At 31.5% G+C, this 26548-nt stretch carries 28 protein-coding genes; 8 read left to right on the plus strand and 20 right to left on the minus strand.

Translation table 11 applies throughout. The features are described 5' to 3' along the window. Positions 1 to 24 precede the first annotated feature (24 nt). The 3 genes from FNB79_RS16965 (at position 25) to FNB79_RS16975 (ending at position 3706) form a co-directional block, all read left to right on the plus strand. Positions 25 to 903, plus strand: coding sequence for an ion transporter (locus FNB79_RS16965; RefSeq protein ID WP_143382496.1), 879 nt, complete (start codon positions 25 to 27; stop codon positions 901 to 903). 4 nt (positions 904 to 907) lie between these two features. Next, a complete protein-coding gene (miaA, locus tag FNB79_RS16970; protein ID WP_246073301.1) occupies positions 908 to 1822 on the plus strand; it encodes a tRNA (adenosine(37)-N6)-dimethylallyltransferase MiaA in 915 nt (304 codons plus the stop codon). A gap of 294 nt (positions 1823 to 2116) precedes the next feature. Beyond that, on the plus strand, positions 2117 to 3706 hold the full coding sequence (locus tag FNB79_RS16975; protein ID WP_143382497.1) for an aspartate:alanine exchanger family transporter: 1590 nt from the start codon (positions 2117 to 2119) through the stop codon (positions 3704 to 3706). 103 nt (positions 3707 to 3809) lie between these two features. Here the strand turns inward: FNB79_RS16975 and FNB79_RS16980 are convergent, their stop codons facing one another. The 13 genes from FNB79_RS16980 to FNB79_RS17040 all read right to left on the minus strand — a co-directional run bounded on the left by FNB79_RS16980 (position 3810) and on the right by FNB79_RS17040 (position 16311). Beyond that, complete coding sequence (locus FNB79_RS16980; protein ID WP_143382498.1) at positions 3810 to 4523, minus strand: response regulator transcription factor; 714 nt, start codon at positions 4521 to 4523, stop codon at positions 3810 to 3812. Positions 4524 to 4527: 4 nt separating this feature from the next. Next, positions 4528 to 6102 (minus strand): sensor histidine kinase, encoded by a 1575-nt coding sequence (locus tag FNB79_RS16985; protein WP_185967807.1) that lies wholly within the window; start codon positions 6100 to 6102, stop codon positions 4528 to 4530. A 77-nt stretch (positions 6103 to 6179) separates the two neighbouring features. Then, positions 6180 to 6770 (minus strand): dephospho-CoA kinase, encoded by a 591-nt coding sequence (gene coaE / locus FNB79_RS16990; protein ID WP_143382499.1) that lies wholly within the window; start codon positions 6768 to 6770, stop codon positions 6180 to 6182. Next, entirely contained in the window at positions 6767 to 7729 is a 963-nt protein-coding gene (locus FNB79_RS16995; protein ID WP_143382500.1) for a CdaR family protein, read from the minus strand. The genes coaE and FNB79_RS16995 overlap by 4 nt, the downstream gene beginning before the upstream one ends. 9 nt (positions 7730 to 7738) lie before the next feature. After that, positions 7739 to 8737 (minus strand): glycosyltransferase, encoded by a 999-nt coding sequence (locus tag FNB79_RS17000; protein WP_143382501.1) that lies wholly within the window; start codon positions 8735 to 8737, stop codon positions 7739 to 7741. Positions 8738 to 8811: 74 nt separating this feature from the next. Then, positions 8812 to 9636, minus strand: a complete 825-nt coding sequence (locus FNB79_RS17005; RefSeq protein ID WP_143382502.1) for an enoyl-ACP reductase FabI — start codon at positions 9634 to 9636, stop codon at positions 8812 to 8814. 148 nt (positions 9637 to 9784) lie between these two features. After that, positions 9785 to 11437: a DNA repair protein RecN gene (gene recN, locus FNB79_RS17010; protein ID WP_143382503.1), complete on the minus strand. Its 1653-nt coding sequence runs from the start codon at positions 11435 to 11437 to the stop codon at positions 9785 to 9787. Between the two features lie 59 nt (positions 11438 to 11496). After that, a complete protein-coding gene (gene porD, locus FNB79_RS17015; RefSeq protein ID WP_143382504.1) occupies positions 11497 to 12384 on the minus strand; it encodes a type IX secretion system protein PorD in 888 nt (295 codons plus the stop codon). Further along, positions 12377 to 13588: a bifunctional phosphopantothenoylcysteine decarboxylase/phosphopantothenate--cysteine ligase CoaBC gene (gene coaBC / locus FNB79_RS17020; RefSeq protein ID WP_143382505.1), complete on the minus strand. Its 1212-nt coding sequence runs from the start codon at positions 13586 to 13588 to the stop codon at positions 12377 to 12379. The genes porD and coaBC overlap by 8 nt, the downstream gene beginning before the upstream one ends. An 11-nt stretch (positions 13589 to 13599) precedes the next feature. Then, on the minus strand, positions 13600 to 13926 hold the full coding sequence (locus FNB79_RS17025; RefSeq protein WP_143382506.1) for a DNA-directed RNA polymerase subunit omega: 327 nt from the start codon (positions 13924 to 13926) through the stop codon (positions 13600 to 13602). A 4-nt stretch (positions 13927 to 13930) separates the two neighbouring features. Beyond that, complete coding sequence (locus FNB79_RS17030) at positions 13931 to 14731, minus strand: outer membrane protein assembly factor BamD (RefSeq protein WP_143382507.1); 801 nt, start codon at positions 14729 to 14731, stop codon at positions 13931 to 13933. Positions 14732 to 14909: 178 nt separating this feature from the next. Then, positions 14910 to 15788, minus strand: coding sequence for a 4-hydroxy-tetrahydrodipicolinate synthase (gene dapA, locus FNB79_RS17035; RefSeq protein WP_143382508.1), 879 nt, complete (start codon positions 15786 to 15788; stop codon positions 14910 to 14912). 4 nt (positions 15789 to 15792) lie between these two features. Further along, positions 15793 to 16311: a DUF6913 domain-containing protein gene (locus tag FNB79_RS17040; protein WP_143382509.1), complete on the minus strand. Its 519-nt coding sequence runs from the start codon at positions 16309 to 16311 to the stop codon at positions 15793 to 15795. Between the two features lie 69 nt (positions 16312 to 16380). Between FNB79_RS17040 and FNB79_RS17045 the strand changes: the two genes are divergently transcribed. Together FNB79_RS17045 and FNB79_RS17050 are read left to right on the plus strand one after the other, a co-directional pair. After that, the gene (locus FNB79_RS17045) at positions 16381 to 17139 is read left to right on the plus strand and encodes a 5'-nucleotidase C-terminal domain-containing protein (protein WP_143382510.1); all 759 of its coding nucleotides are present in this window, start codon (positions 16381 to 16383) and stop codon (positions 17137 to 17139) included. Positions 17140 to 17151: 12 nt separating this feature from the next. Then, a complete protein-coding gene (locus FNB79_RS17050; RefSeq protein WP_143382511.1) occupies positions 17152 to 18066 on the plus strand; it encodes a bifunctional metallophosphatase/5'-nucleotidase in 915 nt (304 codons plus the stop codon). Here FNB79_RS17050 and FNB79_RS17055 read toward each other — a convergent pair. From FNB79_RS17055 to FNB79_RS17080, 6 genes are all read right to left on the minus strand, one after another. Then, on the minus strand, positions 18056 to 18673 hold the full coding sequence (locus tag FNB79_RS17055; protein WP_143382512.1) for a hypothetical protein: 618 nt from the start codon (positions 18671 to 18673) through the stop codon (positions 18056 to 18058). The two genes, FNB79_RS17050 and FNB79_RS17055, sit on opposite strands and share 11 nt — an antisense overlap. A gap of 296 nt (positions 18674 to 18969) precedes the next feature. Then, positions 18970 to 19692, minus strand: coding sequence for a hypothetical protein (locus FNB79_RS17060; RefSeq protein WP_143382513.1), 723 nt, complete (start codon positions 19690 to 19692; stop codon positions 18970 to 18972). A gap of 88 nt (positions 19693 to 19780) precedes the next feature. Next, entirely contained in the window at positions 19781 to 21781 is a 2001-nt protein-coding gene (gene ligA / locus FNB79_RS17065) for an NAD-dependent DNA ligase LigA (RefSeq protein WP_143382514.1), read from the minus strand. A 2-nt stretch (positions 21782 to 21783) separates the two neighbouring features. Further along, a complete protein-coding gene (locus FNB79_RS17070) occupies positions 21784 to 22365 on the minus strand; it encodes an LOG family protein (RefSeq protein WP_143382515.1) in 582 nt (193 codons plus the stop codon). Beyond that, positions 22362 to 23234: a peptide chain release factor N(5)-glutamine methyltransferase gene (prmC, locus tag FNB79_RS17075; protein ID WP_143382516.1), complete on the minus strand. Its 873-nt coding sequence runs from the start codon at positions 23232 to 23234 to the stop codon at positions 22362 to 22364. Before prmC ends, FNB79_RS17070 begins: the two co-directional genes overlap by 4 nt. After that, entirely contained in the window at positions 23231 to 23713 is a 483-nt protein-coding gene (locus tag FNB79_RS17080) for a GNAT family N-acetyltransferase (RefSeq protein WP_143382517.1), read from the minus strand. Before FNB79_RS17080 ends, prmC begins: the two co-directional genes overlap by 4 nt. A 27-nt stretch (positions 23714 to 23740) precedes the next feature. Here FNB79_RS17080 and ribD point away from each other — a divergent pair, with 27 nt between their 5' ends. From ribD to FNB79_RS17095, 3 genes are read left to right on the plus strand one after another with little or no spacing between them, the layout of a single operon-like run. Next, entirely contained in the window at positions 23741 to 24745 is a 1005-nt protein-coding gene (ribD, locus tag FNB79_RS17085; RefSeq protein ID WP_143382518.1) for a bifunctional diaminohydroxyphosphoribosylaminopyrimidine deaminase/5-amino-6-(5-phosphoribosylamino)uracil reductase RibD, read from the plus strand. After that, positions 24738 to 25352, plus strand: coding sequence for an HAD family hydrolase (locus FNB79_RS17090; RefSeq protein ID WP_143382519.1), 615 nt, complete (start codon positions 24738 to 24740; stop codon positions 25350 to 25352). The genes ribD and FNB79_RS17090 overlap by 8 nt, the downstream gene beginning before the upstream one ends. Before the next feature lie 3 nt (positions 25353 to 25355). Continuing rightward, on the plus strand, positions 25356 to 25964 hold the full coding sequence (locus tag FNB79_RS17095; RefSeq protein WP_143382520.1) for an IMPACT family protein: 609 nt from the start codon (positions 25356 to 25358) through the stop codon (positions 25962 to 25964). Here FNB79_RS17095 and FNB79_RS17100 read toward each other — a convergent pair. Then, positions 25961 to 26365 carry an acyl-CoA thioesterase gene (locus FNB79_RS17100; protein ID WP_143382521.1) on the minus strand — a complete coding sequence of 135 codons (405 nt, stop codon included), beginning with the start codon at positions 26363 to 26365 and terminating at the stop codon, positions 25961 to 25963. The genes FNB79_RS17095 and FNB79_RS17100 overlap by 4 nt on opposite strands. Positions 26366 to 26548 lie beyond the last annotated feature (183 nt).

Genomic DNA, 26548 nt, shown 5'->3' on the forward strand with positions numbered 1-26548 from the left:
AATAGTTTTCTTATTTTTGAGTTTATGAGCCAATCCAATCAGAAAAAAAACTGGAAAAATCACTTGCATGAAATAATTTACGAAGCAGACACTCCTGCTGGTAAATTATTTGATCTTATATTGCTTGTAATTATTATAGCAAGTATTGTTTTGGTAATGCTAGAAAGTGTAAAAACTATAGATGCCAAATATCATGATGTTTTAAACACCTTGGAATGGGGCATTACCATTATTTTCACCATAGAATATATTGCTAGAATTATTACCGTAAAAAAACCGTTTAAATATATTTTTAGCTTTTATGGAATTATAGATTTACTATCTACAGCTCCTAAATACTTATCTGTAATTTTTGCAGGTACACATGCCTTAGTAGCCCTAAGAGCCTTAAGATTATTACGTGTGTTTAGAATTTTAAAACTCGGTCGTTTTTTAGGCGCATCTAATAACTTAGTTACGGCATTAAAAGCAAGTCGCGCTAAAATATCTGTATTCCTTTTCGCCGTTATCATTTTAGCCGTTATTTTAGGAACTATCATGTATTTGGTTGAAGGTGAGGAAAATGGATTTACAAACATTCCTAAAAGTGTATATTGGTGTATTGTAACACTTACTACTGTCGGATTTGGAGATATTGCTCCAAATACTCCATTAGGGCAGTTTATTGCTTCTTTAATTATGGTATTAGGGTATGGCATAATCGCAGTTCCAACAGGAATTGTGTCAGCAGAATATAGTAATCAAACTAGAAATCCTATACAACCAGAATCTATCCCTACACATACAAACAATAAAAAGAATATTAATTTAAATTCACAATCTTGCTCTAACTGTTTAAAAAGCGATCATAGAGACGGAGCAGAATATTGTTATAATTGCGGTGAACCTCTGCACAATTCTTAAACTTTTGAATACAAATCATTACCTTATTTCTATAGTTGGCCCTACTGCAATTGGCAAAACAACGCTAAGTATTAAACTGGCAAAACATTTTAATACAGAAATTTTATCTGCAGATTCCAGACAATTTTTTAAAGAAATGCAAATTGGAACTGCTGCTCCTACAGCTGAAGAATTATCTGAAGCACCACATCATTTTATACACCATAAGTCTATTGAAGATTCTTATAATGTAGGCACATTTGAAAAGGAAGCACTTAACACCTTAGATACCTTATTTAAGACTCACAACACTGTAATTATGGTTGGCGGCTCTGGTTTATATGTAGACGCAGTAACTAGAGGTTTAGATAATTTTCCAAAAGTAGATCCTAATATTCGTATTGCTCTAAATGCACAATTGGATCGTGATGGCCTTGAAGGATTACAAGAACTTTTAAAACAACACGATCCAAAATCTTATAACACCATAGCATTAGATAATCCACACCGGGTTATTAGAGCTCTAGAAATTTGTATAGGTTCAGGACAACCCTATTCTTCATTTTTAAATCAAGATAAAGATTCGCGGCCATTTAAGACTATTACCGTTGGACTCACTTCAGACCGTGAAATTATTTATAATCGTATTAACCAAAGGGTAGACATTATGATGTCTGAAGGTTTACTTAATGAAGTAAAATCACTTAAAAACAAACAACATTTAAACGCATTAAATACGGTTGGTTATAAAGAACTATTTCAATATTTAAAAGGAGAATGGACATTAGATTTTGCAATCTCAGAGATTAAAAAAAACTCAAGACGTTTTGCAAAACGACAACTTACATGGTTTAAACGCAACGAAAACACCTTTTGGTTTGATTACAAAACCCCAATTACAAACATTATACAAGAGATTGAAAACCAAACAGTACACTAACATACTTTCAAGAGGTTGTAAAGCAAGTCTATTTTTGTACTGTCTAGCAATTCTAGAAAACAAATCTTACAAATGCCATGTAAGAAATTATAACAGCTTATAAAATTGTTTTAAATTTAAACTTAATTTAGAACAAAATCTGGTTATAATGTAAAATTTGTATTACAAAAGTTTGTCACTAACATAAGCCTAAAAAAATGTAAACCCGTTTTTTTATCGATTTATATAATGATAAAAGTCATTAACTACTTTTTTAATATAAATTACATTTGCAACTTATTTAAAAACTAATCAATGGAATTTTTAAACGCTACCTATTTAGCTCTTTTTATAATAATTTGTATCGGTTTTATTATTGGTAATATTAAAATAAAGGGGATTTCTTTAGATGTTTCTGCCATAATCTTTGTGGCGTTACTTTTTGGTCATTTTGGAGTTGCTTTACCCGATATCTTGCAAAAAATAGGCTTAATTTTATTTATTTACACCATAGGTTTACAAGCAGGCCCTGGTTTCTTTGAATCCTTTAAAGAGCAAGGTAAAAACTTAGTTATATTAGCTGCTATTGTAATCTTAACAGCTGCATTTTTAACCTTCTTATCTATTCAGTTTTTAGGTATCGATAAATCTATTGCTATTGGTTTAATGGCAGGTGCATTAACGAGTACTCCAGGATTAGCAACAGCTATAGATGTGACACACTCACCACTAGCCTCTATTGGTTATGGAATAGCATATCCGTTTGGGGTAATTGGTGTGATATTATTTGTGAAACTTTACCCAAAATTATTTAGAATTAATATTGAAAAAGAAGAGGCCGATTACGAAGAAAAAGTTAACGGTCATTTTGATGAAATTACACGCTGTAATTTTCAGGTTGAAAATGAAGGAGCTATTGGTAAAACCATAGAGCAACTTAGAGTAAGATCTATGACAAAAGGTGTTATTTCAAGAGTGTTACATAATAACAAAGCATTTGTACCTCATAAGGCTACAGTATTACACAAAGGCGATTTAATTCGGGTGGTTGGTACGCAAGAAGCTTTAAGACGTGTAGAAGTTTTAATAGGCCCTAGAACAGAAACAGAAATTTCTTTAGGAGAAGATTTTGTTGTACAATCGTATTTAATGACAAAAACTTCACTTGTAAATAAATCTTTAGGAGAATTAAATTTAAAAGACAATTTTAATGCAACTATAACAAGAATTAGAAGAAGTGGTATAGATTTATCTCCAAATACAACATTAAGACTTCAGATTGGAGATAAATTAATGATTTCGAGTCAAAAAAGTGCTGTTAACGAGATTTCTAGACTAATTGGAGATAACAAAAGCAAATTGTCTGATACAGATTTTTTCCCTTTAGCTTTAGGTATAGTTATTGGTGTTTTTGTTGGGGGTGTTTCTATTTCTTTTGGAGACTCCTTTAGTTTTAACTTAGGACTAACAGGTGGTGTCCTAATTGTAGCCATGATTTTAGGTAGACTTGGTAAAACGGGAAGTATACTTTGGGTAATGAGTGGAAACTCTAATCAGTTATTAAGACAATTTGGATTGATGTTATTTTTAGCTGTCGTAGGTACCAATGCAGGTGCAACATTAGTAGAAACTTACTCCCAATACGGTATACAATTATTTTTAATTGGTGGTTTAATTACATTTTTACCCATGCTTTTTGCTGCAATTGTAGCGCGAATGTTTTTTAAGATAAATATATTAACCTTATTAGGAACACTAACAGGTTCTATGACGAGTACTCCTGGTTTAGCTGCTGTAGATACAATGACAAAAACAGATGCGCCATCTGTAGCTTATGCAACTGTATATCCTATAGCTATGGTTTTACTTATTATTTGTGCTCAGATTTTGGGTTTACTCTTTTAGATTACACCATACATTTTAAATGAATTTAATGTGGTAAATCCATTATTTCAGACATAAAAAAACCAGCTAATTGCTGGTTTTTTATTTTATATGTTTTAGAAAACTATCCTTTCTGATTGTTTACAACTAATCGGAAGCCTTCACCATGAATATTTAAAATCTCTACATTCTCATCTGCTTTTAAATACTTACGTAATTTAGCTATATACACATCCATACTACGTGACGTAAAATAGTTATCGTCTCTCCATATTTTAGTTAGCGCTAATTCTCTAGGCATTAAATCATTTTCATGTAAAGCTAATAAACGCAACAACTCATTTTCTTTAGGAGACAATTTAATTGGCTCTTCATCATTTATTTTAAGGAATCTCAATTTAGAATTTAAATCGAAATTACCAATCTTAAATTCAAATTGCTTACTATCTGTAACCGTTTCTGATGCTTTACGCTGAATGATTGCTTGAATTTTCATTAACAATACTTCACTATCAAAAGGTTTGTTTAAATAGTCATCGGCTCCAACTTTATACCCTTTTAAAACATCTTCCTTCATAGCTTTCGCAGTTAAGAAAATAATAGGTACTTCTGTATTTTTTTCTCTAATTTCTTTAGCAAGAGTAAAACCATCTTTATAAGGCATCATGACATCCAAGATACATAAATCAAAATCGTCCTTTTTAAACTTTTCGAAGCCTTCCATACCATTTTTAGCATGTGTAACGTCGTAATCGTTCATGGTTAAATAATCTTTAAGAACTGTTCCAAAATTCGGGTCGTCCTCTACTAATAAAATTTTCTTATGTTGTTCGCTCATAACTTTATGATATTAATGGAAGTTTAACAATAAATGTGCTTCCTTTTCCTTTTTCACTTTCCACCGAAATATGACCCTGATGATCATCTACTATTCGTTTTACATAAGCTAGGCCTAGACCATGACCTTTTACATTATGTATGTTTCCTGTGTGTTCTCTATAAAACTTTTCAAAAACTCGTTTTTGTGCGGCTTTACTCATTCCGCTTCCTTGGTCTTTTATTTTTAATAAAATACTATTTCCTACATTTTCCGTATATACATCTATTTTTGGTGCATCTGGAGAATATTTTACTGCATTATCAAGCATATTAACTATAACATTAGTAAAGTGTGTTTCACTCGCTAATATAGAAGATTTATCGGCATCTAAATGTAATTTTACAAACCCTTGTCTGTCTTCTACAATTAATTCTATATGTGTAACAGCATCTTCTATTAGGTCGTGTAACTTAACGCGATCCTTACTAATATTTAGTTCATTTTTTTCTAGTTTAGATATTCTTAAAACGTTTTCTACATGTGCATGCATACGTTTATTTTCTTCTTTAATCATATTAAGATAACGCTTTACCTTATCCTTATCGTCTATAATCTTAGGATTTTTTATAGCGTCTAAAGCTAAATTTATAGTTGCTATTGGTGTTTTAAACTCATGCGTCATATTATTAATGAAATCATTTTTAATTTCAGAAATTTTACGCTGTTTTACTAACTGATATAAAGCACTCGTATACGCTATAATTATTATAGATGTAAAGATGAAAGACAGCAAAGTCATACCTATTATAGACGACATAATAAACTGATTACGTTCCGGAAAGTTAACCAACAACCTAAAGTTATTTTGGCTGTTTTCATTCTGAAAAATCGGCACACTAAATGTTTTATCGTCTTGCAACTCAAATCCTTCACTTTGTACCTTAGTTGCTAAATCGTTACTATAAATAGCAAATTCATAATCAATATCTATATTATCTTCATGAAGCTTTCGAGTTAATAACTGCTCTATATCTTCATTTTTAACACGTTTATAAATTGGTGTTCTACTCGTTAATACTTTAAAAGCTTCTTCAAAACTTTGCTTTTCAGCCTCGCTAAAACGTCCGTATTTTTCACTGCTATACACAGGTCTAACATTTACATTATTTTCAATAATATTTTTGTTACTAAATACTTTAGTTTCAGATTGGCCTATAATACGTTTAATATTAATACTATCTAAACCTATGTCAAAGATCGATGATGATAATTTATAGTTTTGTTCTAAAATTCCACTTCTATAAATTAATGTTTCGTCTGTACTTTCGTTTTGTTGATTAAAAAGAAGTTGAGTGATTGCAATTGTATCAGCATCTTTTTTTTGATCAACCAAACGTTGAAATTTTTTAAAATAAGTTTTTAATTCACGTTCTTCTATATCATTAGAAACAAAACTCAATGCTTTCTTTACATTGAAAGTAAATTGTTTTTCTTCGTTTTTTACAGAATCGCTAATATATCGTGCTTGTACAAAAATGATGCCGACCAACGACAAACTCATTAAAACTACAAGCAACATAAATAACTTCTTGCTCATTGTTCAAAATTAATATTTTAACATTTAGCATTTTTAACATTTAACCTTACATTAACAAAATTGTTAAAATTGCAATTTTATTTAATTTTATTAAGTATTGTATTGTGAATATGGTTTACCTGCTCTTGCATGTGTTGCATGGTATCATTCTCAATTATATAGTCAGATTTTGAGATCCGCATTTGATCTGTCCATTGCTGTTTCATAATAGACTCTATTTTTTCTATAGAAGATTGGTCTCGCTTTTGTATTCGCTTAATTTTAGTAGCCTTATCTAATGTTACAGTTATAATTAAATCGCAAACCTGATCGCCATGACTTTCAAATAAAATCGCAGATTCTTTTAAAACATAAGGTGTATTTTGCCTTGCTACCCACAGTTTAAAGTGTGCTGCAACTCTTGGATGTACAATTGCATTCATTTGCTCTAATAATGTTTTATTATTAAAAATAGCATCTGAAATAAAAGGCTTGTTTAAAACTCCTTCTCTATATGCATTTGCTCCAAATAAAGCTGTAAGTTCTGATTTAATCTCTTTGGAAGTTACCATTAACAATTTAGCTTCATCGTCTGATATGTATGTAGGAATACCAAATTTTTCATGAAACTGCTTTGCAACGGTAGATTTACCACTTCCTATACCTCCGGTTAGACCAACTATTATCATTCTGAAATTATATATTCTACTTTTGGATGAATAATTTTTGCACTCTTTACCTTTTCTGGCTGTTTAACTAATTTAGGAACTAAAAACGACTGATTAGCTACACGTTCACTATAATCACACTCTACCTTAAAATCCTTGGCTTGTACTTCATTAAATCCGCTTAATGTTGTATAATAAGATACTGAAACGGATTTGGGATAATACTTTAAAACTACATTTTGTGGCACATTTTTTAGTGTTACAGGAATATTAAACGTTCCTTCTGTAAATTTTTCTACTTTAGCTTCCAGATGTACTTTGTGATGAGAAAAGGTAATTAAATGATCTGAATTTGGTAAATCTAAACTGATATTTTGATTTAAATCTAAATGCACATCTTCTAACTCTAACGGCACTGTTTTAATTGCTGTTATAGCTTTAAGTAATTTTTCAGGTCCAACAATATGAACCGAATCTGGGACTACTTTAAAGCCCTCTAAAACATCAAAACCTGGACTAAATTTTATATTTTCTTGTAAAACTACTGGTACATCTTTTGTTGCGTTTTGATCATAATTAAAATATAACGTATCTGGTGATAAATTTACCACTTCAATATCCTTATCAAACTGTGCATTAATTTTTGAATACGACCTATGCGAACTCCACAGATAAGTAGAGTCTGTAAGTTGCAACTTGTCTTTATAATCTAATATTAGCTTTGGTTTAGAAATATAATATCTTAATAACTTAAACCCATACGTTTTTAAAGTGACATTTAAAGCTTGATTACTATCGTTTAAGATTACGTATGTTTCTGGAAGATTAACAGTTTCTACAGGAAATGTAATGGTATTAATATATGTTCTAGACAACTTATTTAATACTAAAATTGTAAAAGACAACAACAAAAACAAAGTAAAAATGTTTATTTTTTTACTTTTTACAAATTTTAAAAGTCTGGATTTTAAGTCTTTCATTGTTATAATTTAAAAAAATAATTCAGGGAATTCACGAGCTGCATCTTTTTTTAAGATATGAATGCTAATAAATGATTTTAAAAATCCAAAACCATAACCTCCAAATTGTATTAATATAGCTGGCACAGATAATATCGCAACCATAATATCTCTTGACTGTATAAGTGATAAAAAAAATGCTGCTAAAAAGTACAAAATATAGCCCAGTAAAAACCACTCAAAATGAAATATAAATGATGCAATCGCTACTAACAGTCCTAGCATAAAAAGAGTAGGAAACCAATACGTTAATTTTGCTGTTTTAGGATGCCATGCATTTAAAATGGGGCGTACTTTGCCAAATTTATTTACTTGTGTATAGAATTTAGACCACGAAATGCGGCGTTTATGGTACACAAAAGCTTCAGGAATTAATTTTGTTTTAAAACCTAATTTCCATAACCTTATTGATAAATCAGGATCTTCTCCAGGATGTATTGTTCCAAATCCTTTTGAGGCATGAAAAGCCTCTTTGGACAATCCCATATTAAAACTTCTAGGTTGAAATTTACCTACTTGTTTTTTATTGCCCCGAATACCACCTGTAGTTATAAACGAAGTCATAGAAAAATTAATCGCTTTTTGTAATTTAGTGAATGAGGCATCTGCAGCATCTGGACCACCAAAACAATCTACATATTCTGAACTTAAACTAGCATTAACTGCATGTAAATATTCCGAAGGTAACACACAATCAGAATCTAAAATTATAAAGTAGTTGCCTTTTGCCTTTTCCATACCAAAATTTCTAGAATCTCCTGGACCAGAATTTTCTTTATAGAAATAAGCGATGTTCAATTGATCTTTAAACGTTTTAATTACAGCTTCAGAAGTCTGTTTAGAACCATCTTCAACAATTACAATTTCAAACTGTAAAGATGTTTTTAAGTTTAAAAAACTAATAAGCAGTTCCTCAATTTCATCGGGACGATTATATACAGGAATAATAAAAGAATACTTTAAGTGCATACACAAATGTAATTAAATGCATAAAAAAAGCCACCTTTTTTAGGCGGCTTTTAAAAGACGTAATAAGTCTAAATTTATTCTTTTTTTGAAGCTACAAATGTTTCCATTACTTGATCGCTAACTCCCATATTACTAAATCCACCATCGTTGTAAAGGTTTTGTAATGTTACTCGTTTGGTTAAATCACTAAACATTGCAACTGTATAATTAGCACAATCTGCAGCGGTTGCGTTACCAAGTGGCGACATCTGATCTGCATAGGCAATAAAACCATCAAAACCTTTTACACCACTACCTGCGGTTGTAGGTGTTGGAGATTGAGAAATTGTATTTACTCTTACTTTTTTATCTTTACCGAAAAAATATCCAAAACTACGAGCAACACTCTCTAAATACGCTTTATTATCTGCCATGTCGTTATAGTCTGGAAACACGCGTTGTGCTGCCATATAAGATAAAGCAACAATACTTCCCCACTCATTCATTGCATCTGCTTTGTAAAGGGTTTGCATAACTTTATGAAAAGACATTGCAGAAACATCTGTACCTTTTTGAGTAAATGCGTAATTCTGGTCTGTATAGTGATTACCTTTTCTTACATTGATAGACATACCAATAGAATGTAGAACGAAATCAATTTTTCCTCCTAAAATCTCCATAGATTTTTCTACTAGATTTTGTAAATCTTCTACAGAAGTTGCATCTGCAGGGATAATTTGAGAACCTGTTTTTTCTGCAAGTTCATTAATTTGTCCCATACGCATTGCAACAGGTGCATTTGTTAAAACAAAAGTTCCGCCTTCTTCATGAACACGCTCTGCCGTTTTCCATGCTATAGAGTTTTCATCTAATGCACCAAAAATGATTCCTTTTTTTCCTTTTAGTAAATTGTATGACATATTTTAATTCTTATTTTTTGTGTAATTACAGCGAATTATCTGAGGGCGTAAAGTTATAAAAACTTTTTATTCTATTATTAAATCGTTTGTAGTATTAATAGCTTGTTTGTTTCTTATATTCCCTTTATAATATTCGTTTAAAACAATATTAATGTAATAATTGTTTTGCGTGAGCAATTGCAGAACTAGACAATTCTAATCCTCCTAACATTTGTGCAATTTCTACTACACGATCTTCTCCTTCTATAACTATTAAATTTGTAGTTGTAACCTGATTAACATCTTCTTTATACACTTTTAAATGTGTATCTCCTTTAGCTGCAACTTGAGGTAAATGTGTAATGGCAAACACTTGCATGCTTGAACTCATTTGTTTCATTATCATTCCCATTTTATTAGAAATTTCTCCAGAAACTCCAGTGTCAATCTCATCAAACATAATGGTTGGTAACTGCATATATTTAGATAACACCGATTTTATAGCAAGCATAATTCTGGATAATTCACCACCTGATGCGGCTTTATTTAACGGTTTAAATGTTCCGCCTTTATTTGCCGAAAACAAAAAATTTAAATCGTCTTTACCATTAGCATAGAATTCTGTAGCCACACCTAAAGTAATTTCAAACTGTGCATTTGGCATACCTAAATCTGCTAGTAAGGTTTCTAATTGCGATTTTAAGGTTGGAATTACCGCGTTTCGTTTGGTATGAATTGTTTTAGCTAATGTGTTTAAAGTCTTCTCTACCTTACTGATTTCAGTTTTTAACTTCCCAATATTTTTATCGAGATTTTCAGTGATACCAACTTTTTCATCTAAAGCGTTTTGTATGACTATCAATTCTGAAATTTCAGAAACTAAGTGTTTTTTCTTCAGATTATGAAGTAATTGCAATCTGTTATTGACAAACTCTAAACGGTTTGGATCGGCTTCTAATGCATCTTCAGAGGCTTCAATTTCTGTAAAAATATCGTAGAGTTCAATTAAACTACTGTCTATTCTATCGTATAATTCTTTATATTTTTGAGAGAATGAAGCAATCTTATTAAAATTAGATTTTATTTCAGTAAGAATAGCTAAACCACCAATTTGTTCATCACTTAATAATTGATGTGAGGCGGCAATTTTTTCTTTTATAGCTTCAATATTATCGAGCGTTTCATATTCTTCTTCTAAAGATTCAAACTCACCTTCCACCAATTTAGCATCTATTAATTCTTGTAATAAGAATGAATTATATTCATGCTCTTTATTAGCTTCTGCCTGAAAATCCAGCAATTTCTTTAATTCTTTTTTAAGAGATTTATAATCTTTTAATTTTGCTTTGTATTCTGTTAAAGGCTCTTCAATCTTAGCCAAAGCATCAATCACCTGAAACTGAAATGCATCATCTGTAAGTTGCATGGTTTGGTGTTGGGAATGTATATCGATTAAACGTTCGCCTAACACCTGTAGACTACTAACGGTTACTGGTGTATCGTTAACAAAGGCACGTGATTTACCTGAAGGTAAAATTTCGCGTCTAATAATTGTTTGAGGTTCGTAATCGAGATCTTCCTGTTGGTAAACAGATTTGAGTTGATATTTTGAGACATCAAACACGGCTTCGATAATACATTTCTGAGTATTGTCTTTTAAAGACGATAAATCTGCGCGTTTTCCTAATATTAATGATAAAGCGCCTAATAAAATAGATTTACCCGCTCCGGTTTCTCCCGTAATAATCGTGAAACCAGTATTAAAATTTGCCTGTAAATCATCGATTAAGGCATAGTTTTTTATAGATAAAGATGTTAGCAATGTAATGAGGTGCTTAAAATTTGTGAATCAAAGATAATTTAGATTTAAGTCGGAATCAATTAAAACTTAATATTTCTCCATTTGCTAGAATATGTAGGAGCAATATTGTTTAAAATATCTAAAAAGTTGGCAACATTAACACTTGGTCCGTCTGAAAATGCACTTTCAATTTCGTCACTTTTAGCATCGAAAAATACACGTAACAAATAAGAATTAGGTCTTCTATTATTCATTACTTGAAATTCACTTACTGCTTTAACTATAGCCTCTTTACCCGCTTTTACATCTGTGCTCATTTGGTCTAAACCTTCACGATGATAGTTGTACATAACCGTTCTAAACTCTTTATATGTTGGAGATAACAGATTGTCTATTAATACAAATCTAGATTGAGAACCATCTTCCAATTTCCAACCTTTATATCCCTCTTGCTGTGAATAATTAACAATAGTTTGTGCTTGTTTTAAATACTCATCTCCACCTTCTAACTCAAATGTATCGGCATCTAAACCTAGAATAATATAAATGTGGAATGCTAAAACCGAAATTAAGTTAGACTCGTATTGATTAGCGCTAAAGTTTAAATTTTCGAACTCTGCATATTTAAATGAAAAGTTTTTATCGTTATAATTATAAACAGGTGTGGTATAAGATGAGCCGTAAACAGGTCTTGTAGATTGTACTTGGAGCGTGGCATTAAAGGAATCATTATTGTAATTATTTACAATAATCATCATACTACAATTAATGCGTTCGTTTATTTTAAACCCTCTGGCAGTCCAAGTTTTATTATTTACAAATTCTGTAAGTTGCTTTTCTAAAGTCTTAAATACCTGAACATTTTGATTTCCTGTTTGATCTGCATTTACAACAATCTTGCAGTTTAATTCTTGAGCGTAAAAACTCATAGAAACAGAAAAAAATAGAACAGTTAAGAAATTACGCATGTAGTTTATTTAATATATCATTAAAAATATCTTGAGCCACTTCGGCTTTAGACTTTAAATTAAATTCTGTAATGCATTCTTGAGCATCAATAAGTGTAATTTTATTAGTATTTGACTTAAACCCAGCTCCGGCATCGTTTAAAGAATTTAAAACAATAAGATCTAAATTTTTACGCTTTAATTTACCTTTTGCATGTTCCAACTCATTATTTGTTTCTAAAGCAAAACCTACTAAAAACTGATCTGATTTTATTGCTCCTAAAGAGGCTAAAACATCTTTTGTCTTCTCTAGTTCTAATGTTAACGCAGAATCGTCCTTTTTTATTTTCTGAAGTGCCACTTCTTTTGGTTTATAGTCTGCAACAGCAGCAGCACAAATAGCTATATCTGTATCTTTAAAGTACAAATGTGCTTGCTCGTACATGTCTTGTGCGCTTATTATAGGAATAATATTAACAGCACTATGCTGAAGTGATTGATTTGTTGGACCTGAAATTAAAGTTACCTCAGCACCAAGGTTTGCAGCTGTTTTAGCAAGTTCGAACCCCATTTTGCCACTTGAATGGTTTCCTATAAAACGCACAGGATCTATAGCTTCGTAAGTTGGTCCAGCTGTAATCATTACTTTTTTCCCATATAAAGGTAAGTTTCCTAAAATATGGTTTTCAATAAACAACACTATATCTTCAGGCTCAGCCATTCGTCCTTCGCCTACTAAACCACTGGCTAACTCTCCTGAAGTTGCAGGAATCATTATATTACCAAAGTCTTGTAAGGTTTTAAAAGATTGAGCTGTAGAGGGATGCTTATACATATCTAAATCCATTGCAGGTGCAAAATACACTGGACATTTAGCAGAAAGGTATGTTGCAAGCAATAAATTATCGCAAGTACCATTTGCCATTTTAGACATGGTATTTGCTGTTGCAGGCGCAATGACAAATAGATCTGCCCACAAGCCTAATTCTACATGACTATTCCAGACTGCACTTTCATCCTCTTCATTATAAAATGAAGTAACCACAGGATGTTTAGATAATGTAGATAATGTTAGGGGCGTTACAAAATCAATAGAAGCAGGTGTCATGACAACTTTAACGTCTGCACCTGCTTTTATAAATAATCTTACTAAAGAAGCTGTCTTGTAAGCCGCTATACCAGCACTAATGCCTAACAGTATCTTTTTGCCGCTTAATATAGACATAAGCTTATGTTTTACTGAACGTCTTCGTCAGTGTTTCTGTAGTATACTTTGTGGTCTAACCACTCTTGCACTGCTAAGGCATGTGGTTTAGGTAATTTTTCGTAGAATTTTGAAACTTCAATTTGTTCTTTATTTTCAAAAATCTCCTCTAAACTGTCATTATACGTTGCAAATTCTTCTAATTTTTCAATTAGTTCCTTTTTAATCTCAGTGTTAATCTGGTCTGCACGTCTAGAAATAATAGAAATAGCTTCATAGATATTTCCTGTTGGTTCATCAACTTTATTCTTATTGTACGTTACTGTACTTAAAGGCGCATTAATTTTTTTTAAATCCATTATATTAACTTTTAGTGCTGTATTTTTTTAATTCTTCTTCTATTGCTTCATGTTTAGAACCTGCTTCTTCTAGAAATTGAGTATCTGCATACCCTTTTATAAGATCAAAATAGTAATTATTAGCGGATTCTAATCGTTCTTGTTTCTTACGCTCAATACTATACATTGCTAATTGATATGCCGAATCGAATCTATAATAAAAGGCTTCTTCTCTTAATGCTGATCCTGGGAATTCAAATAGAAAATTATCAAACGATTTTATAGATGCTTGATAATCTTGTATAGTGTTGTATTGTTTTGCTATTTCGAATGCTTTACGTTCTAATTTCGCATCTAACTCTTGGATGTAACCACTAGCTTCACTTAAATACTCTGACTGAGGAAATTGATTAATAAATAATTGTAATTTTTCTATCGCATCTTTAGTGTCTGATTGGTCTTTACTATACACAGGAGACATTTTATAATAACTCTTAGCCGATAAAAAAGAAGCTTCTTCTAACTTCTCACTATTTGGGTAAGAATCTGCAAAACGTTCAAATTGGTAACCAGCCACAAAGTAGTCTTTCATACCATAATAAGACTGAGCATACATATACATAAGCTTTTCTGCTTGTGGTTTACCTCGGTAACTTGGTACGATTTGAGAGAACAATCTATTTGCTTTAGAAAACTCTCCTTCATTATAAAGTTGTTCTCCTAATTTAAATTTTGCTCCGATGTCTGTTGCTTTAAGAGTTTTTTGGTATTCACCACATGAACTTAAAACAATAAACGCCAATAAAATGTATAAATATTTCCCCATAGTTTTTTAACAGAATGCAAAATTAAGCTATTCTTATTGATTTTAAAAATAATATTTTTCAGCTAAATTAAAGGATGTAATTAGGTTACAATTAGCTTTAAGTATATTTTAACTTTTAAAATGGTTACTAAAAAACATGCGGTTACTTATTGGGTAAACTCACACGTATTTAAATGTACTAATTAGCAGCAACAAAATCTTTAATTTTAGCTTTCAATCCAGCAGTAGCCTCTACTAAAGGCAATCTTACACTAGCGCGACATAACCCTAAAGCTTCGAAAACAGCTTTAATCCCTGAAGGATTATTTTCTTCAAAAATAAACCCTATAACATCCATTAACTTGTAATGAATAGCGTAAGCTTCTTTAGCTTTTCCTTCTAAACCTAACTTAATCATTTTAGAAAATTGAGCTGGAACAGCTTGCCCTATAACAGAAATAACGCCTGATCCACCTGCTAAAACAACACCTAAAGCTAAGTCATCATCTCCAGAAATAACTAAAAAATCTTCAGGTTTATCTTTTAATAACTTTAAATACTGACCAATATTGTTTCCTGCTTCTTTTACAGCTACTATATTTTTAAAGTCTTTAGCTAATCTAATCGTGGTTTCAGGTAGCATGTTTGATGCTGTTCTTCCAGGAACATTATATAAAATAACAGAAACAGGACAAGCTTCAGACACTGCTTTAAAATGCTGATAAATACCCTCTTGTGTTGGCTTACTATAATATGGAGATACTGAAAGTATGGCTTCAAAAGGTGTTAAATCTGTAGTTTTAATCTCTTCTATTACAACTGCGGTATTATTACCACCTATACCTAAAACTAAAGGTACTCTTCCATTATTAGCTTTACAAATGGTTTGTATTATAGTTTCCTTTTCTGCTTTAGTTACAGTTACACTTTCTCCTGTGGTACCCATTATTACTAAATAATTGGTTCCGTTTTCAATATTAAAATTAACAATTTGTGTTAATGCGTCGTGATCTACAGTAAGATCTTCCTTAAAAGGTGTAACCAGAGCAACTCCAGTACCTATTAATTTATTATTCATCTTTTTAAATTCTTTTTAATATACTTAAGTACTTTAAAAGTTCACTTTTAAAGACTTCTATGGCTCCCTGATTTATATTTAAAATTAAATCGTTTAACCGTGGTTCTTCTTGTAATACCCCAATTTTAAAATCTGCTTTTGTAGCTGCGGTTAACAGTTTTAAATCTAAATTATCAACAAAATAATAGCTAATTAAAGCATCAAACTTAGTCTCTAAAAACAACTCCAATTCGGGATTTTTAATACTTCCTCCCCAGCCAATATCATTAGCCGTATAAATTGGATATCCAGCATCTATTTTAGCTTCTGCTGCTGCTGTAAACGCAATTATTTTAAAACTATTGGGTTTAATATTTAAAAGTTTAGATATAGGCTCTATAGCTTCAATACTAGAAATCTCATCAATATTTAATATAACTCCCAAACTTTCAATACGTTTAGAAGCACTAGAAATCTTACGATTTACCAACAATTTATTAAAATACTTTTTATTAGATTTTTCCTTAAAACCTTTTAAAATCATTTATCTTTAAACTTTTTGCAAATGTAGAAAAACTATAACCATACTTCAGTAAAATTTATAAGTTTAATTATGATTTTTAAACAATTCATGATTTGCACCTGCCTAGTATTATTGGTAAGCTGTAAAACAAAGACGTTAAATCTAACAAAAATTGAAGGTAAACAAATTCAGATTTCAGAAGAATTACCCCCAAATCAAGATCTCATAGACTTTATTAAACCCTATCACGATCATGTTGTAAGTACTCTAGACAGCACGTTAGCTTATGCTCCAGAAACTTACAATAAAAACGATGGAACATTTAATACCGCTATAGGTAATTTTATGGCAGATGTGGTTTACGAACAAGCCAATCCTATCTTCAAAAGCAGAACTGGTCAAGATATAGACTTTGTTTTACTTAACAAAGGCGGTATTCGCGCCCCTATTTCTAAAGGAAATATTACTTCTAGAACAGCGTACGAAATAATGCCTTTTGAAAACAGTATTATTGTTGCTGCTATTAAAGGCACACAGGTAAATAAAGCCTTAAATTATTTAAGTAAGTCTAAAACCGCACACCCTGTATCTAAATTAAAGTTAGTAATAAATTCTGATTTTGACATAGTTGAAGCATCAGTTAAAGGGCAAAAAATCGATGATAACAGAACGTACTTTGTCGCAACCAATGATTATTTATACAATGGTGGAGATAATATGACCTTTTTCAAACCTAACGATACAGCTTACGTTTTAAATTATAAACTAAGAAATGCTTTTATTGATTATTTTACAAAAGTAGATACTATTAATCCGATGATAGACGACAGATTTATCCAAATACAATAAATTTTAAACGTTATGAAACGTAGAGACTTCATACAAAAATCTACATTAGCAACCTCTGTAGTTGCAATAGGTGGATTAAGTTTAACTTCTTTTACTACTGCTCCTAAAAGTAAGAAAATAACCATTTTACATACTAACGATGTACACAGTCATATCGATCCTTTTGGACCTAACGAAGGTAAAAATGCTAATCTAGGTGGCGTTGCTAAACGTGCAAAATTAATAGATAAAATACGTTTAGATAACCCTAATACGCTTTTATTAGATGCTGGAGATATTTTTCAAGGTACTCCATATTTTAATTTTTATGGTGGAGAATTAGAGTTTAAGTTAATGAGTAAATTAAAATATGATGCTGCAACTATCGGTAATCATGATTTTGACAACGGTATCGAAGGTCTCTATGCCCAATTACCACATGCAGAATTCCCGTTTTTAATTGCTAATTACGACTTTTCAAATACCATAATGGATACACATACTAAACCCTATAAAATTTTCAATAAAGAAGGTATAAAAATTGGGGTATTTGGTTTAGGTATAGAACTACATGGTCTAGTAGATAGTGCTTTATATAAAGAAACTGTATATTTAAATCCGGTTGAAATGGCACAAGAAATGACTCATGTTTTAAAAACACAAGAACAGTGCGATTTAATTATTTGCCTTTCTCATCTTGGCTACAATTATAAATATGAAGACAAAATAAGCGATCTAAAATTAGCTTCGTTAACTAAAGATATCGATTTAATAATTGGTGGTCATACCCATACTTTTCTTCCTAAACCTACAGTTGTGAAAAATATTGAAGGCAAAAATATGCTCGTAAATCAAGTGGGATGTTACGGTATTAATTTAGGTAAGATTGATTTCTTTTTTGACACTGATAAAAACAAAACGGCAAATGGAGCTTCTATTATTGTTTAAGCACTTGTTGTTGTTCCTTTTGTTTAGCAAACACAAAATTGTAAGAGCGTATTTTTTGCGCTCTTTTTTTGGCTTTATTCTTATTAACCATATAATAAAACAAAAAGATTAATCCGCCACTATACAGAAATAACTCTATTAATACTAAACTCCAATCGTATATATAGTAGTTACGAATATAAAATAAGACTTTTGAGAATATAAAGCATAATGCCATTACTAAATACAGAATAGACGATTTAGTATCTGAATTTAAATACACTGCAAAAGACACAAATGCAAGAATAACAAGAGTTACAGTATGCAATCCAAAAAACATAACCATAATTGGATTTTTTATTATACCATCTAAAACTGTATATAACTGATATAATAAATAAGTATTTATAACAAAAACTACAACTAAATACACGCCTAACAACATACCAAACCTAATCCCTTTAAATTTAGTTAAAACAAACCCCAAGAGACTTAAGTAACTTACTAAATAAAATAAATTACAATACATTAGAATTTTAGGGTGATGAAAAAATATTGAAGTTAAATCTGCTAAAAAAGCCGAAATCAAATACGTTGCTAAATACCAATTTATGTAATTGCATCTCATAAAATAAAAAAACACAAATACAGGTATAATTAACGGCTTAACACATTGCAAAAGAAAATCCCTATGGGTTACTGTAGCAAAAATATTAAGGCCTATTAGAAGACATAAGACCGTGATAAAGATCTTACTATAATTAAATTTAATCCAGTTCTTCAAAATAAACAAACATAAGTAGGTTTTACAAACATACAACATTACAACGGACTTATTGTGTATTTCGTCGAAAAAAACACAAGTATTTCGATAAAATACATGTTTATGTACAATGAATAAACTAATTCGCTACTCTACAAATATTAAAGACTAGCTATTTCCTGCTCTCCAACCGCTTTTAAACTGGCAAATAAATAAAAGAAAGAAAAACCTAAAACTAATAACACATAACAAGCAGTGTTTAATAATTTTTGGTTTGAAGGGTATGTTGTTACAAATTGAATAACTTCAGAAAATACCACGCACAATGTCCCTATAAAAAGATAGAGAGATTCTTTATTATTTTTATATAAATAATTTAAAAAAGACACTGTAAACAATATAAAGGTTACAGCATTATATATTAATTCTAAAATAACAGACGACATTGATGATATTAAAGGACTAGATTCCAAAACTAAATCCACATTTAATAAAGCGTACAAAACATATATATTCATTAAAAACAATACTCCAACAGTGAGTTTAAACTCTGTGAGAATTTTTGACAAATCCACACGTCTAACTACACTATATATAAGAATAATATAAGCTACAATATACAACGTATTACCTATATAATACTTAAAATTTATAGGAATAAAAGCATCTGTAAAAATTAATAGATCTGTTATTGAAAATAAAATAAGAAATATTTTAAAAAACAATAATTTATTATTTAAATCAATAATGTAAAAAACACAAATGCTAGGAACAACAACAGCCTTTACTTTAGCTGCAATTTTAGGAAAATTATGCATCTCTAATACAAAGAAAAACACACTATACAAAAATATTATGATAATTAAATAATATGTTTTCTTCATAAAATCTCAATAAAACAACCATCAAAACTAATTATTAATATTAAATTAACAACTAAATTCAATTTAAAAAACAAGTCTTAACTTTTTTTTAAGATTTATTTACCATGATTAAAAAATCGTCTTCTGTTAAAACATGAATACCTAATGCCTCTGCTTTAGTACGTTTACTTGGACCCATTTTATCACCTGCAACCACAAAACTAGTTTTTGAAGAAATTGAACTTCCTATTTTCCCACCGTTATCTTCTATCATTTTTTTTAGCTCATCTCTAGACACCCTTGCAAAAACACCTGAGACCACAAATACCTTTCCTGCCAGAGTATCGGTCTGATTAGCTAAGGCTTCTTCAGAAATTTCTAAACGTAACCCAAACCCTTTTAACCTCTCAATTATTAAACGATTTTCTTCGGATTGAAAAAAAGCAACTACACTTTTAGCAATCTTTACCCCTATCTCATCTACATTTACTAAATCCTCTTCGGTCGCTTCTGCTATTGCATCAACATATTTAAAATGCTTAACTAGTTTTTTAGCAACTGTTTCTCCTACATAACGAATTCCCAACGCATACAAAACGCGTTCAAAAGGCACTTGTTTAGATTGCTCGATTCCGTTAATTAAATTATCTGCACTCTTTTCTGCCATACGTTCTAAAGGCAGAACATCAGCCTTCGTGAGTTGGTATAAATCTGAATAATTACAAATTAAGCCTTCGTTTACTAATAATGCTACTGTTTCTCCTCCTAAACCATCTATATCCATGGCTTTTCTAGAAATAAAGTGCTGTATTCTCCCTATTATTTGAGGTTTACAGCCGTTATAATTCGGACAATAATGTTGGGCTTCTCCGTCTTGTCTTACTAATGCTGTATTGCATTCTGGACAATGTGTAATATATTCCGTAGGTTTGGAATCAGAAGGACGTTGTGTTAAATCGACTGCAATAATTTTAGGAATAATCTCTCCTCCTTTTTCAACAAACACCTCATCGCCTTCACGGATATCTAATTTTGCAATCTGGTCGGCATTATGCAAAGAGGCACGTTTTACGGTGGTACCTGCTAATTCTACAGGTTCTAAATTTGCAACAGGCGTAATTGCACCTGTTCGGCCTACCTGATACGTAATTTCATTTAAACGGGTAGACACTTGCTCGGCCTTAAACTTATAAGCGATAGCCCAGCGTGGCGCTTTGGCAGTATACCCTAATTCTTCCTGATGCTGAAAACTATTCACTTTTATAACAACCCCATCGGTTTCGTAAGGCAAATCGTGCCTATGTACATCCCAATATTCTATAAATTCAAAAACATCATCTATAGAATGTACTAATTTTGCGGCATTGGGCACTTTAAACCCCCAATCTCGTGCTTTTTGCAAGCCTTCTATTTGCGACTGAATATTTAGATTTCTACCCACAATAGTATACAACAAACATTCTAATGGGCGTTTTGCTACTTCACTACTGTCTTGTAATTTTAAACTTCCTGAAGCGGTATTTCTTGGATTTCTATAAGGCTCTTCTCCTATTTCAATCCGTTCTTCATTCATTTTATTAAACCCATCAAATGGTAACACAATTTCGCCTCGAATATCGAATTTTTCAGGGAAGTCCCCTTTTAATGTTAAAGGTACCGACTTAATTGTTTTTATATTCGAGGTAACTTCATCGCCTTGTACTCCATCGCCACGTGTCACAGCTTTTGTAAGCACACCATTTTCATAGGTTAAACTAATTGAAGCTCCATCATACTTTAACTCGCAAGTATAAGACACATCACCATCAACCATTTTTTTTACGCGTTGTTCCCAAGCTAGTAAATCGTCTTTAGAGTATGAATTATCTAAAGAATACATGCGGTAATCATGAACCACAGTATTAAAATTTTTAGTTATAGTACCACCCACACGATTTGTTGGCGAATTTACATCATAAAATTCTGGATGTTTAGCCTCAAGGTCTTGAAGTGTTTTAAGTTTCATATCGAACTCAAAATCACTAATTTCACTTTGGTCTAAAACGTAATATTTATAATTATAATCGTTTAATTCGTCTCTTAATTGCTTTATTTGTGCTTCAATTGTCATCGTTACAACCTCTCTTTATTTAACCATTGTGGCGTTGGTAATGGTTTGTAATTATTCATTTTTTTTAATAAACCGTCTATAGTATCATCTACAACTACAGCATCAAGTATGTCTTGATTTAAAAACCCACGTTCTACCATTGTTTTACATTGAGCTAGTAAATGATTAAAAAAACCATTAATGTTTAAAATTCCTATTGGCTTTGTATGCAATCCTAATTGTCCCCAGGTAGTAATTTCAAAAAATTCGTCCATAGTTCCAAATCCGCCAGGAAGTACCATAAAACCTTCAGATTTCTCGTACATAATTACCTTTCTGTCGTGCATATTTTTAGTCACAATTAGCTCAGACACTTGTGGATTTACAATTTCTTTAGTTTCTAAAAAACCCGGTATAACCCCCAAAACTTTTCCTTTAGCGTCTAAAGCACCACGGGCAACTTCACCCATTATACCTAGTTTTGATGCGCCGTAAACTAAAGTTATTTGTTGTTCTGCTAAAGTGTTTCCAAGCTGATAAGCTTCTGAAATAATTTTTGAATCGGAGCCAAGACTTGACCCACAAAATACAGCTATAGATTTCATAGTATTTTTATGCCTTTAATCATTCTATTTCTTTTAAACATATCTTGACGCAATTCTACATGCGCGAATTTATATTGTTTCAATAAATCAACCATTTCATCACCTAAAAATTCATTTATTTCAAAAAACAATACTCCGTTATTTACCAAATGTGTTTGCGCCAACTTAGTGATGGCTTTATAAAATTTGAGTGGATCATGGTCGTCTACAAATAAAGCCAAATGCGGTTCATGCTTTAAAACATTAGATTTCATTTGAAGTTTTTCTAACTCACGAACATATGGCGGATTTGAAACAATAACATCAAAAGGCAACTTAAAATTAGCATTCTCATACGTGTCTACAGTTAAAATATCGGCATATACAAAGTTAACCTTCACTTTATTTAATACTGCATTTTGCTTCGCCACCTCAAGAGCATCTTCACTAACATCTACAGCAAATACTTCTGCATGTTCAAAACGTTTTGCTAAAGAAATAGCAATACAGCCACTACCTGTACCAATATCTAAAATTCGTATTGGTTTTTTAATTTTATGTAAATCAGATTCAATAATCCACGCCACTAACTCTTCCGTTTCGGGCCTCGGAATTAACACCGCATTATTCACTTTAAATTCTAAACCCATAAATTCTGTAGACTTCAATACATACTGAATAGGTTCATGTTTCTTTAAAGACTCTAAGGCATTAAAAACAGGAACAGCCTCTGCTTCTGTAATGCTATAATCTGGTTCAAGTGCTAACGTAATGCGTTTAAAACTGAAATAATACTCGCATATCATATAAAAGAAATGGTCTACTTCTCTCGAGTCATACTCGGCATCTAAAGCCTCATGAAACGTCTGTTTTATTGCTTTTAATTTCATAATTCCTTTATCATCCAAACATCGCAAGAATAATGCCCTGTTGTTCCCATTGGGCCTTCTATATATTCAAATCCTAATTTTTCGTATAGCCGCATGGCAGAGGTCATATAAGGTAAGGTTTCTATATAACAACGTTTAAAACCTAATTCTTTTGCTTTTTGCATACAGGTTTCCATCATTTTTTTTCCTAAACCTTTTCCCCTTGCTTCTTCTAAAAAATACATTTTCTGTATTTCGCAAACTCCGACCTCACCTGCAAGCGAACTCACACCGCCTCCACCTATAACTCTGTCTTTATCTACAACCACAAAATATGCAGATGTATCTGTATTATAAGTTTCACACATATCATCTAAAGCTTTATCTTCGTAAGCCGTACCGACTTTAGGCGCACCAAATTCAGTTAAAACAGTTCTAATCACTGCTGCGACTTGCTGATTGTCTTTTGTTTGAATTTCTCTAATCAGGAAATGGCTCATACTCAATATTAATCTTATTTTTGTGCCGTGAAGATACATGAAAAATACATAAATCGTTGTATAGAAATTGGTGAAAATGGTCTTGGAACCACGCGACCAAACCCAATGGTAGGCTGTGTAATTGTACGTAACCACGCTATAATTGGCGAAGGCTACACCAGTCCTTATGGCGGCCCTCATGCCGAAGTTAATGCCATTCAGTCGGTTAAAGACAAGTCCCTTTTAAAAGACGCTACGTTATATGTAACCTTAGAACCCTGTTCGCATTTTGGAAAAACACCACCCTGTAGCGACCTTATTATTAAGCACAATATCCCTAAAGTTGTTATTGGTACTATTGACGATAATTCGTTAGTTGCAGGAAAAGGTATAGAAAAATTAAAAGCTGCTGGTTGTGAAGTGACTGTTGGCGTTTTAGAACATGAATGCAAACAACACCATAAACGTTTTTTTACATTTCACAATAAAAAACGACCATACATTATATTGAAATGGGCAGAATCGGCAGATGGCTTTCTGTCTCCTAAAACTAAAAATGAACAAAAACCAGTTTGGATTACCAATACATATTCCAGACAATTGGTTCATAAATGGAGAGCCGAAGAACAAGCCATTCTTGTGGGTGCAAACACCGTATTACAAGACAATCCAAGTTTAACCGTACGAGATTGGTCTGGGCTACACCCCACACGTATAGTAATAGATACCTATAATAATTTACCAAAAGATTCAGCTATTTTTAATACTAGTGCCAAAACCATACGATTAACTGAAGCCGATTTAAATACCTCTGAGCCTTTAGCAAAACAAATTTGTAATACCTTATATAAACAGAAAATTACATCTGTAATTATTGAAGGCGGAAGCAAAACCCTTCAAACCTTCATAGATGAAAATCTTTGGGACGAAGCACGCGTATTTTACGGCACAAATTCGTTTTTAGAAGGTACAAAAGCTCCTTTATTTAAAGGTCAATTAATTTCAGAAACAAAACTTTTAAACGATACTTTAAAATATTACATCAATGATTAAAACTATTATATTCGATTTTGGAGACGTTTTTATCAATTTAGATAAAGTCGGTGCACTAGAACAAGCTTTAGTTAATTTTAAACTAGACAGTCTTCCTGAAGACTTAGTACATGTAAATAGTCTTTACGAAATGGGACTGATGGAGACTTCAGAATTTATGGAATTTTATGAGTCTGCTTTCCCCGATGTAACGTCAGAAAAAATACTAGAAATTTGGAACTCTATCTTAAAAGACTTTCCTCACCACCGTTTAGAATTTTTAAAAGCACTGTCTGATAGTAAAAAGTACAAATTAATATTATTAAGCAACACTAACGATTTACACATCGAATTTGTAAAAACTTACGTACCATTTTTTAATGAGTTTAAAAGTTATTTTGATGTCTTTTACTTATCTCACGAAATTAATCTTAGAAAACCCAATGCAGATATTTTTGAATTCGTTTTAAATGAAAATAATTTAATAGCTTCTGAAACTTTATTCGTTGATGATTTAGCCGAAAACACAGCTGCTGCAGAACAGTTAGGCATACATACATGGAACATTAACCCCGAAACAGAAGATGTTACCACCTTATTTGAAACTAAAAAAGAACTATTCAGTTAATATTTGGACATTCAAGACACATACAGAACCATTTTAAAACCCTCTGAAGAAACACTGTTTAAAGAAAAAAACAGTAAGTTTTTTGGATACGCATTTCCTGTAAAAACAGAAGATGATATAAAAGAGCATCTAGAAGCCATTAAGAAACAACACCATTCTGCCAGACATTGGTGTTATGCTTACCAATTAGGAACCGAAGATATATTATATCGAGCAAACGATGATGGCGAACCAAACAATTCTGCAGGTATGCCTATTTATGGACAAATTCAATCCTTTAATGTCACAAACATTCTTATAATTGTAGTGCGTTATTTTGGAGGTGTTAAATTAGGCGTAGGCGGATTAATTAGTGCATACAGAACGTCGGCCCAATTAAGCTTAGAAGCATCAAAAATAGTAGAACGCACTATTAATATAGATTACCTAATTGTTTTCGATTATAAAAACATGAATAAGGTAATGCGGATTATAAAAGAGAAAAACATTAATATTATTAACCAGAAATTAGAGCTACATTGCGAGCTCACAATTTCGGTTAGAAAAAGGGAATCCGAGACTATTTTTAATACTTTCAAAACCCTTTTTGAAGTAGAAATAAAACCACTTTAAATCTCTTGTGGCAACAAATCTAAAATGTATTTCGGGCATTTCATTGGGCGTTTGGTTTCCATATTTATAAATGCTAAAACGGTGTTGGCAAGAACCAATAATTCACCCTGTTGATTAGTGATTTCGAAGTCAAAATCAATTTTAACAGTGGGATGATTTTTAAGTGTGGTTTTTACTTTAATTACCTCATCATAATAAGCTGATTTTTTGTAGTTTAAAGACATCGATATTACAGGTAACATGACACCATTCTCCTCCATCTCTTTGTAAGAGACTCCTAAAGACCTTAACCATTCAGTCCGCGCCATCTCTAAGTATAGTGCATAATTACCATGATGCACAACACCCATCTGATCGGTTTCACCATATCGTACCCTTATTTCAATTTCATCAATTAACATAGAAAAGTTTCGTTATTTTTTTGTAGCTTAGAAAGCATGATAAACATGAGGAAAAAATTCTTTAAATTCAATAGCAAAGCATTTTTTTTTTAAGATTTTTGTTCACATATTTGTCAAACCAAAAAACAAGAGACAATTTCAATATCTCTTATTAACTTTAACTAAAAAATCTTTTAAATTATA

The organism is Formosa sediminum (assembly GCF_007197735.1).
Lineage (GTDB): Bacteria > Bacteroidota > Bacteroidia > Flavobacteriales > Flavobacteriaceae > Formosa > Formosa sediminum.

Coding starts and splice junctions, on each gene's coding strand:
- FNB79_RS16965 (WP_143382496.1), top strand. CDS start 25: ATGAGCCAATCCAATCAGAAAAAAAACTGGAAAAATCACTTGCATGAA.
- FNB79_RS16975 (WP_143382497.1), top strand. CDS start 2,117: ATGGAATTTTTAAACGCTACCTATTTAGCTCTTTTTATAATAATTTGT.
- FNB79_RS16980 (WP_143382498.1), bottom strand. CDS start 4,523: ATGAGCGAACAACATAAGAAAATTTTATTAGTAGAGGACGACCCGAAT.
- FNB79_RS16985 (WP_185967807.1), bottom strand. CDS start 6,102: ATGAGCAAGAAGTTATTTATGTTGCTTGTAGTTTTAATGAGTTTGTCG.
- coaE (WP_143382499.1), bottom strand. CDS start 6,770: ATGATAATAGTTGGTCTAACCGGAGGTATAGGAAGTGGTAAATCTACC.
- FNB79_RS16995 (WP_143382500.1), bottom strand. CDS start 7,729: ATGAAAGACTTAAAATCCAGACTTTTAAAATTTGTAAAAAGTAAAAAA.
- FNB79_RS17000 (WP_143382501.1), bottom strand. CDS start 8,737: ATGCACTTAAAGTATTCTTTTATTATTCCTGTATATAATCGTCCCGAT.
- FNB79_RS17005 (WP_143382502.1), bottom strand. CDS start 9,636: ATGTCATACAATTTACTAAAAGGAAAAAAAGGAATCATTTTTGGTGCA.
- porD (WP_143382504.1), bottom strand. CDS start 12,384: ATGCGTAATTTCTTAACTGTTCTATTTTTTTCTGTTTCTATGAGTTTT.
- coaBC (WP_143382505.1), bottom strand. CDS start 13,588: ATGTCTATATTAAGCGGCAAAAAGATACTGTTAGGCATTAGTGCTGGT.
- FNB79_RS17025 (WP_143382506.1), bottom strand. CDS start 13,926: ATGGATTTAAAAAAAATTAATGCGCCTTTAAGTACAGTAACGTACAAT.
- FNB79_RS17030 (WP_143382507.1), bottom strand. CDS start 14,731: ATGGGGAAATATTTATACATTTTATTGGCGTTTATTGTTTTAAGTTCA.
- dapA (WP_143382508.1), bottom strand. CDS start 15,788: ATGAATAATAAATTAATAGGTACTGGAGTTGCTCTGGTTACACCTTTT.
- FNB79_RS17040 (WP_143382509.1), bottom strand. CDS start 16,311: ATGATTTTAAAAGGTTTTAAGGAAAAATCTAATAAAAAGTATTTTAAT.
- FNB79_RS17045 (WP_143382510.1), top strand. CDS start 16,381: ATGATTTTTAAACAATTCATGATTTGCACCTGCCTAGTATTATTGGTA.
- FNB79_RS17050 (WP_143382511.1), top strand. CDS start 17,152: ATGAAACGTAGAGACTTCATACAAAAATCTACATTAGCAACCTCTGTA.
- FNB79_RS17055 (WP_143382512.1), bottom strand. CDS start 18,673: ATGAGATGCAATTACATAAATTGGTATTTAGCAACGTATTTGATTTCG.
- FNB79_RS17060 (WP_143382513.1), bottom strand. CDS start 19,692: ATGAAGAAAACATATTATTTAATTATCATAATATTTTTGTATAGTGTG.
- ligA (WP_143382514.1), bottom strand. CDS start 21,781: ATGACAATTGAAGCACAAATAAAGCAATTAAGAGACGAATTAAACGAT.
- FNB79_RS17070 (WP_143382515.1), bottom strand. CDS start 22,365: ATGAAATCTATAGCTGTATTTTGTGGGTCAAGTCTTGGCTCCGATTCA.
- prmC (WP_143382516.1), bottom strand. CDS start 23,234: ATGAAATTAAAAGCAATAAAACAGACGTTTCATGAGGCTTTAGATGCC.
- FNB79_RS17080 (WP_143382517.1), bottom strand. CDS start 23,713: ATGAGCCATTTCCTGATTAGAGAAATTCAAACAAAAGACAATCAGCAA.
- FNB79_RS17090 (WP_143382519.1), top strand. CDS start 24,738: ATGATTAAAACTATTATATTCGATTTTGGAGACGTTTTTATCAATTTA.
- FNB79_RS17100 (WP_143382521.1), bottom strand. CDS start 26,365: ATGTTAATTGATGAAATTGAAATAAGGGTACGATATGGTGAAACCGAT.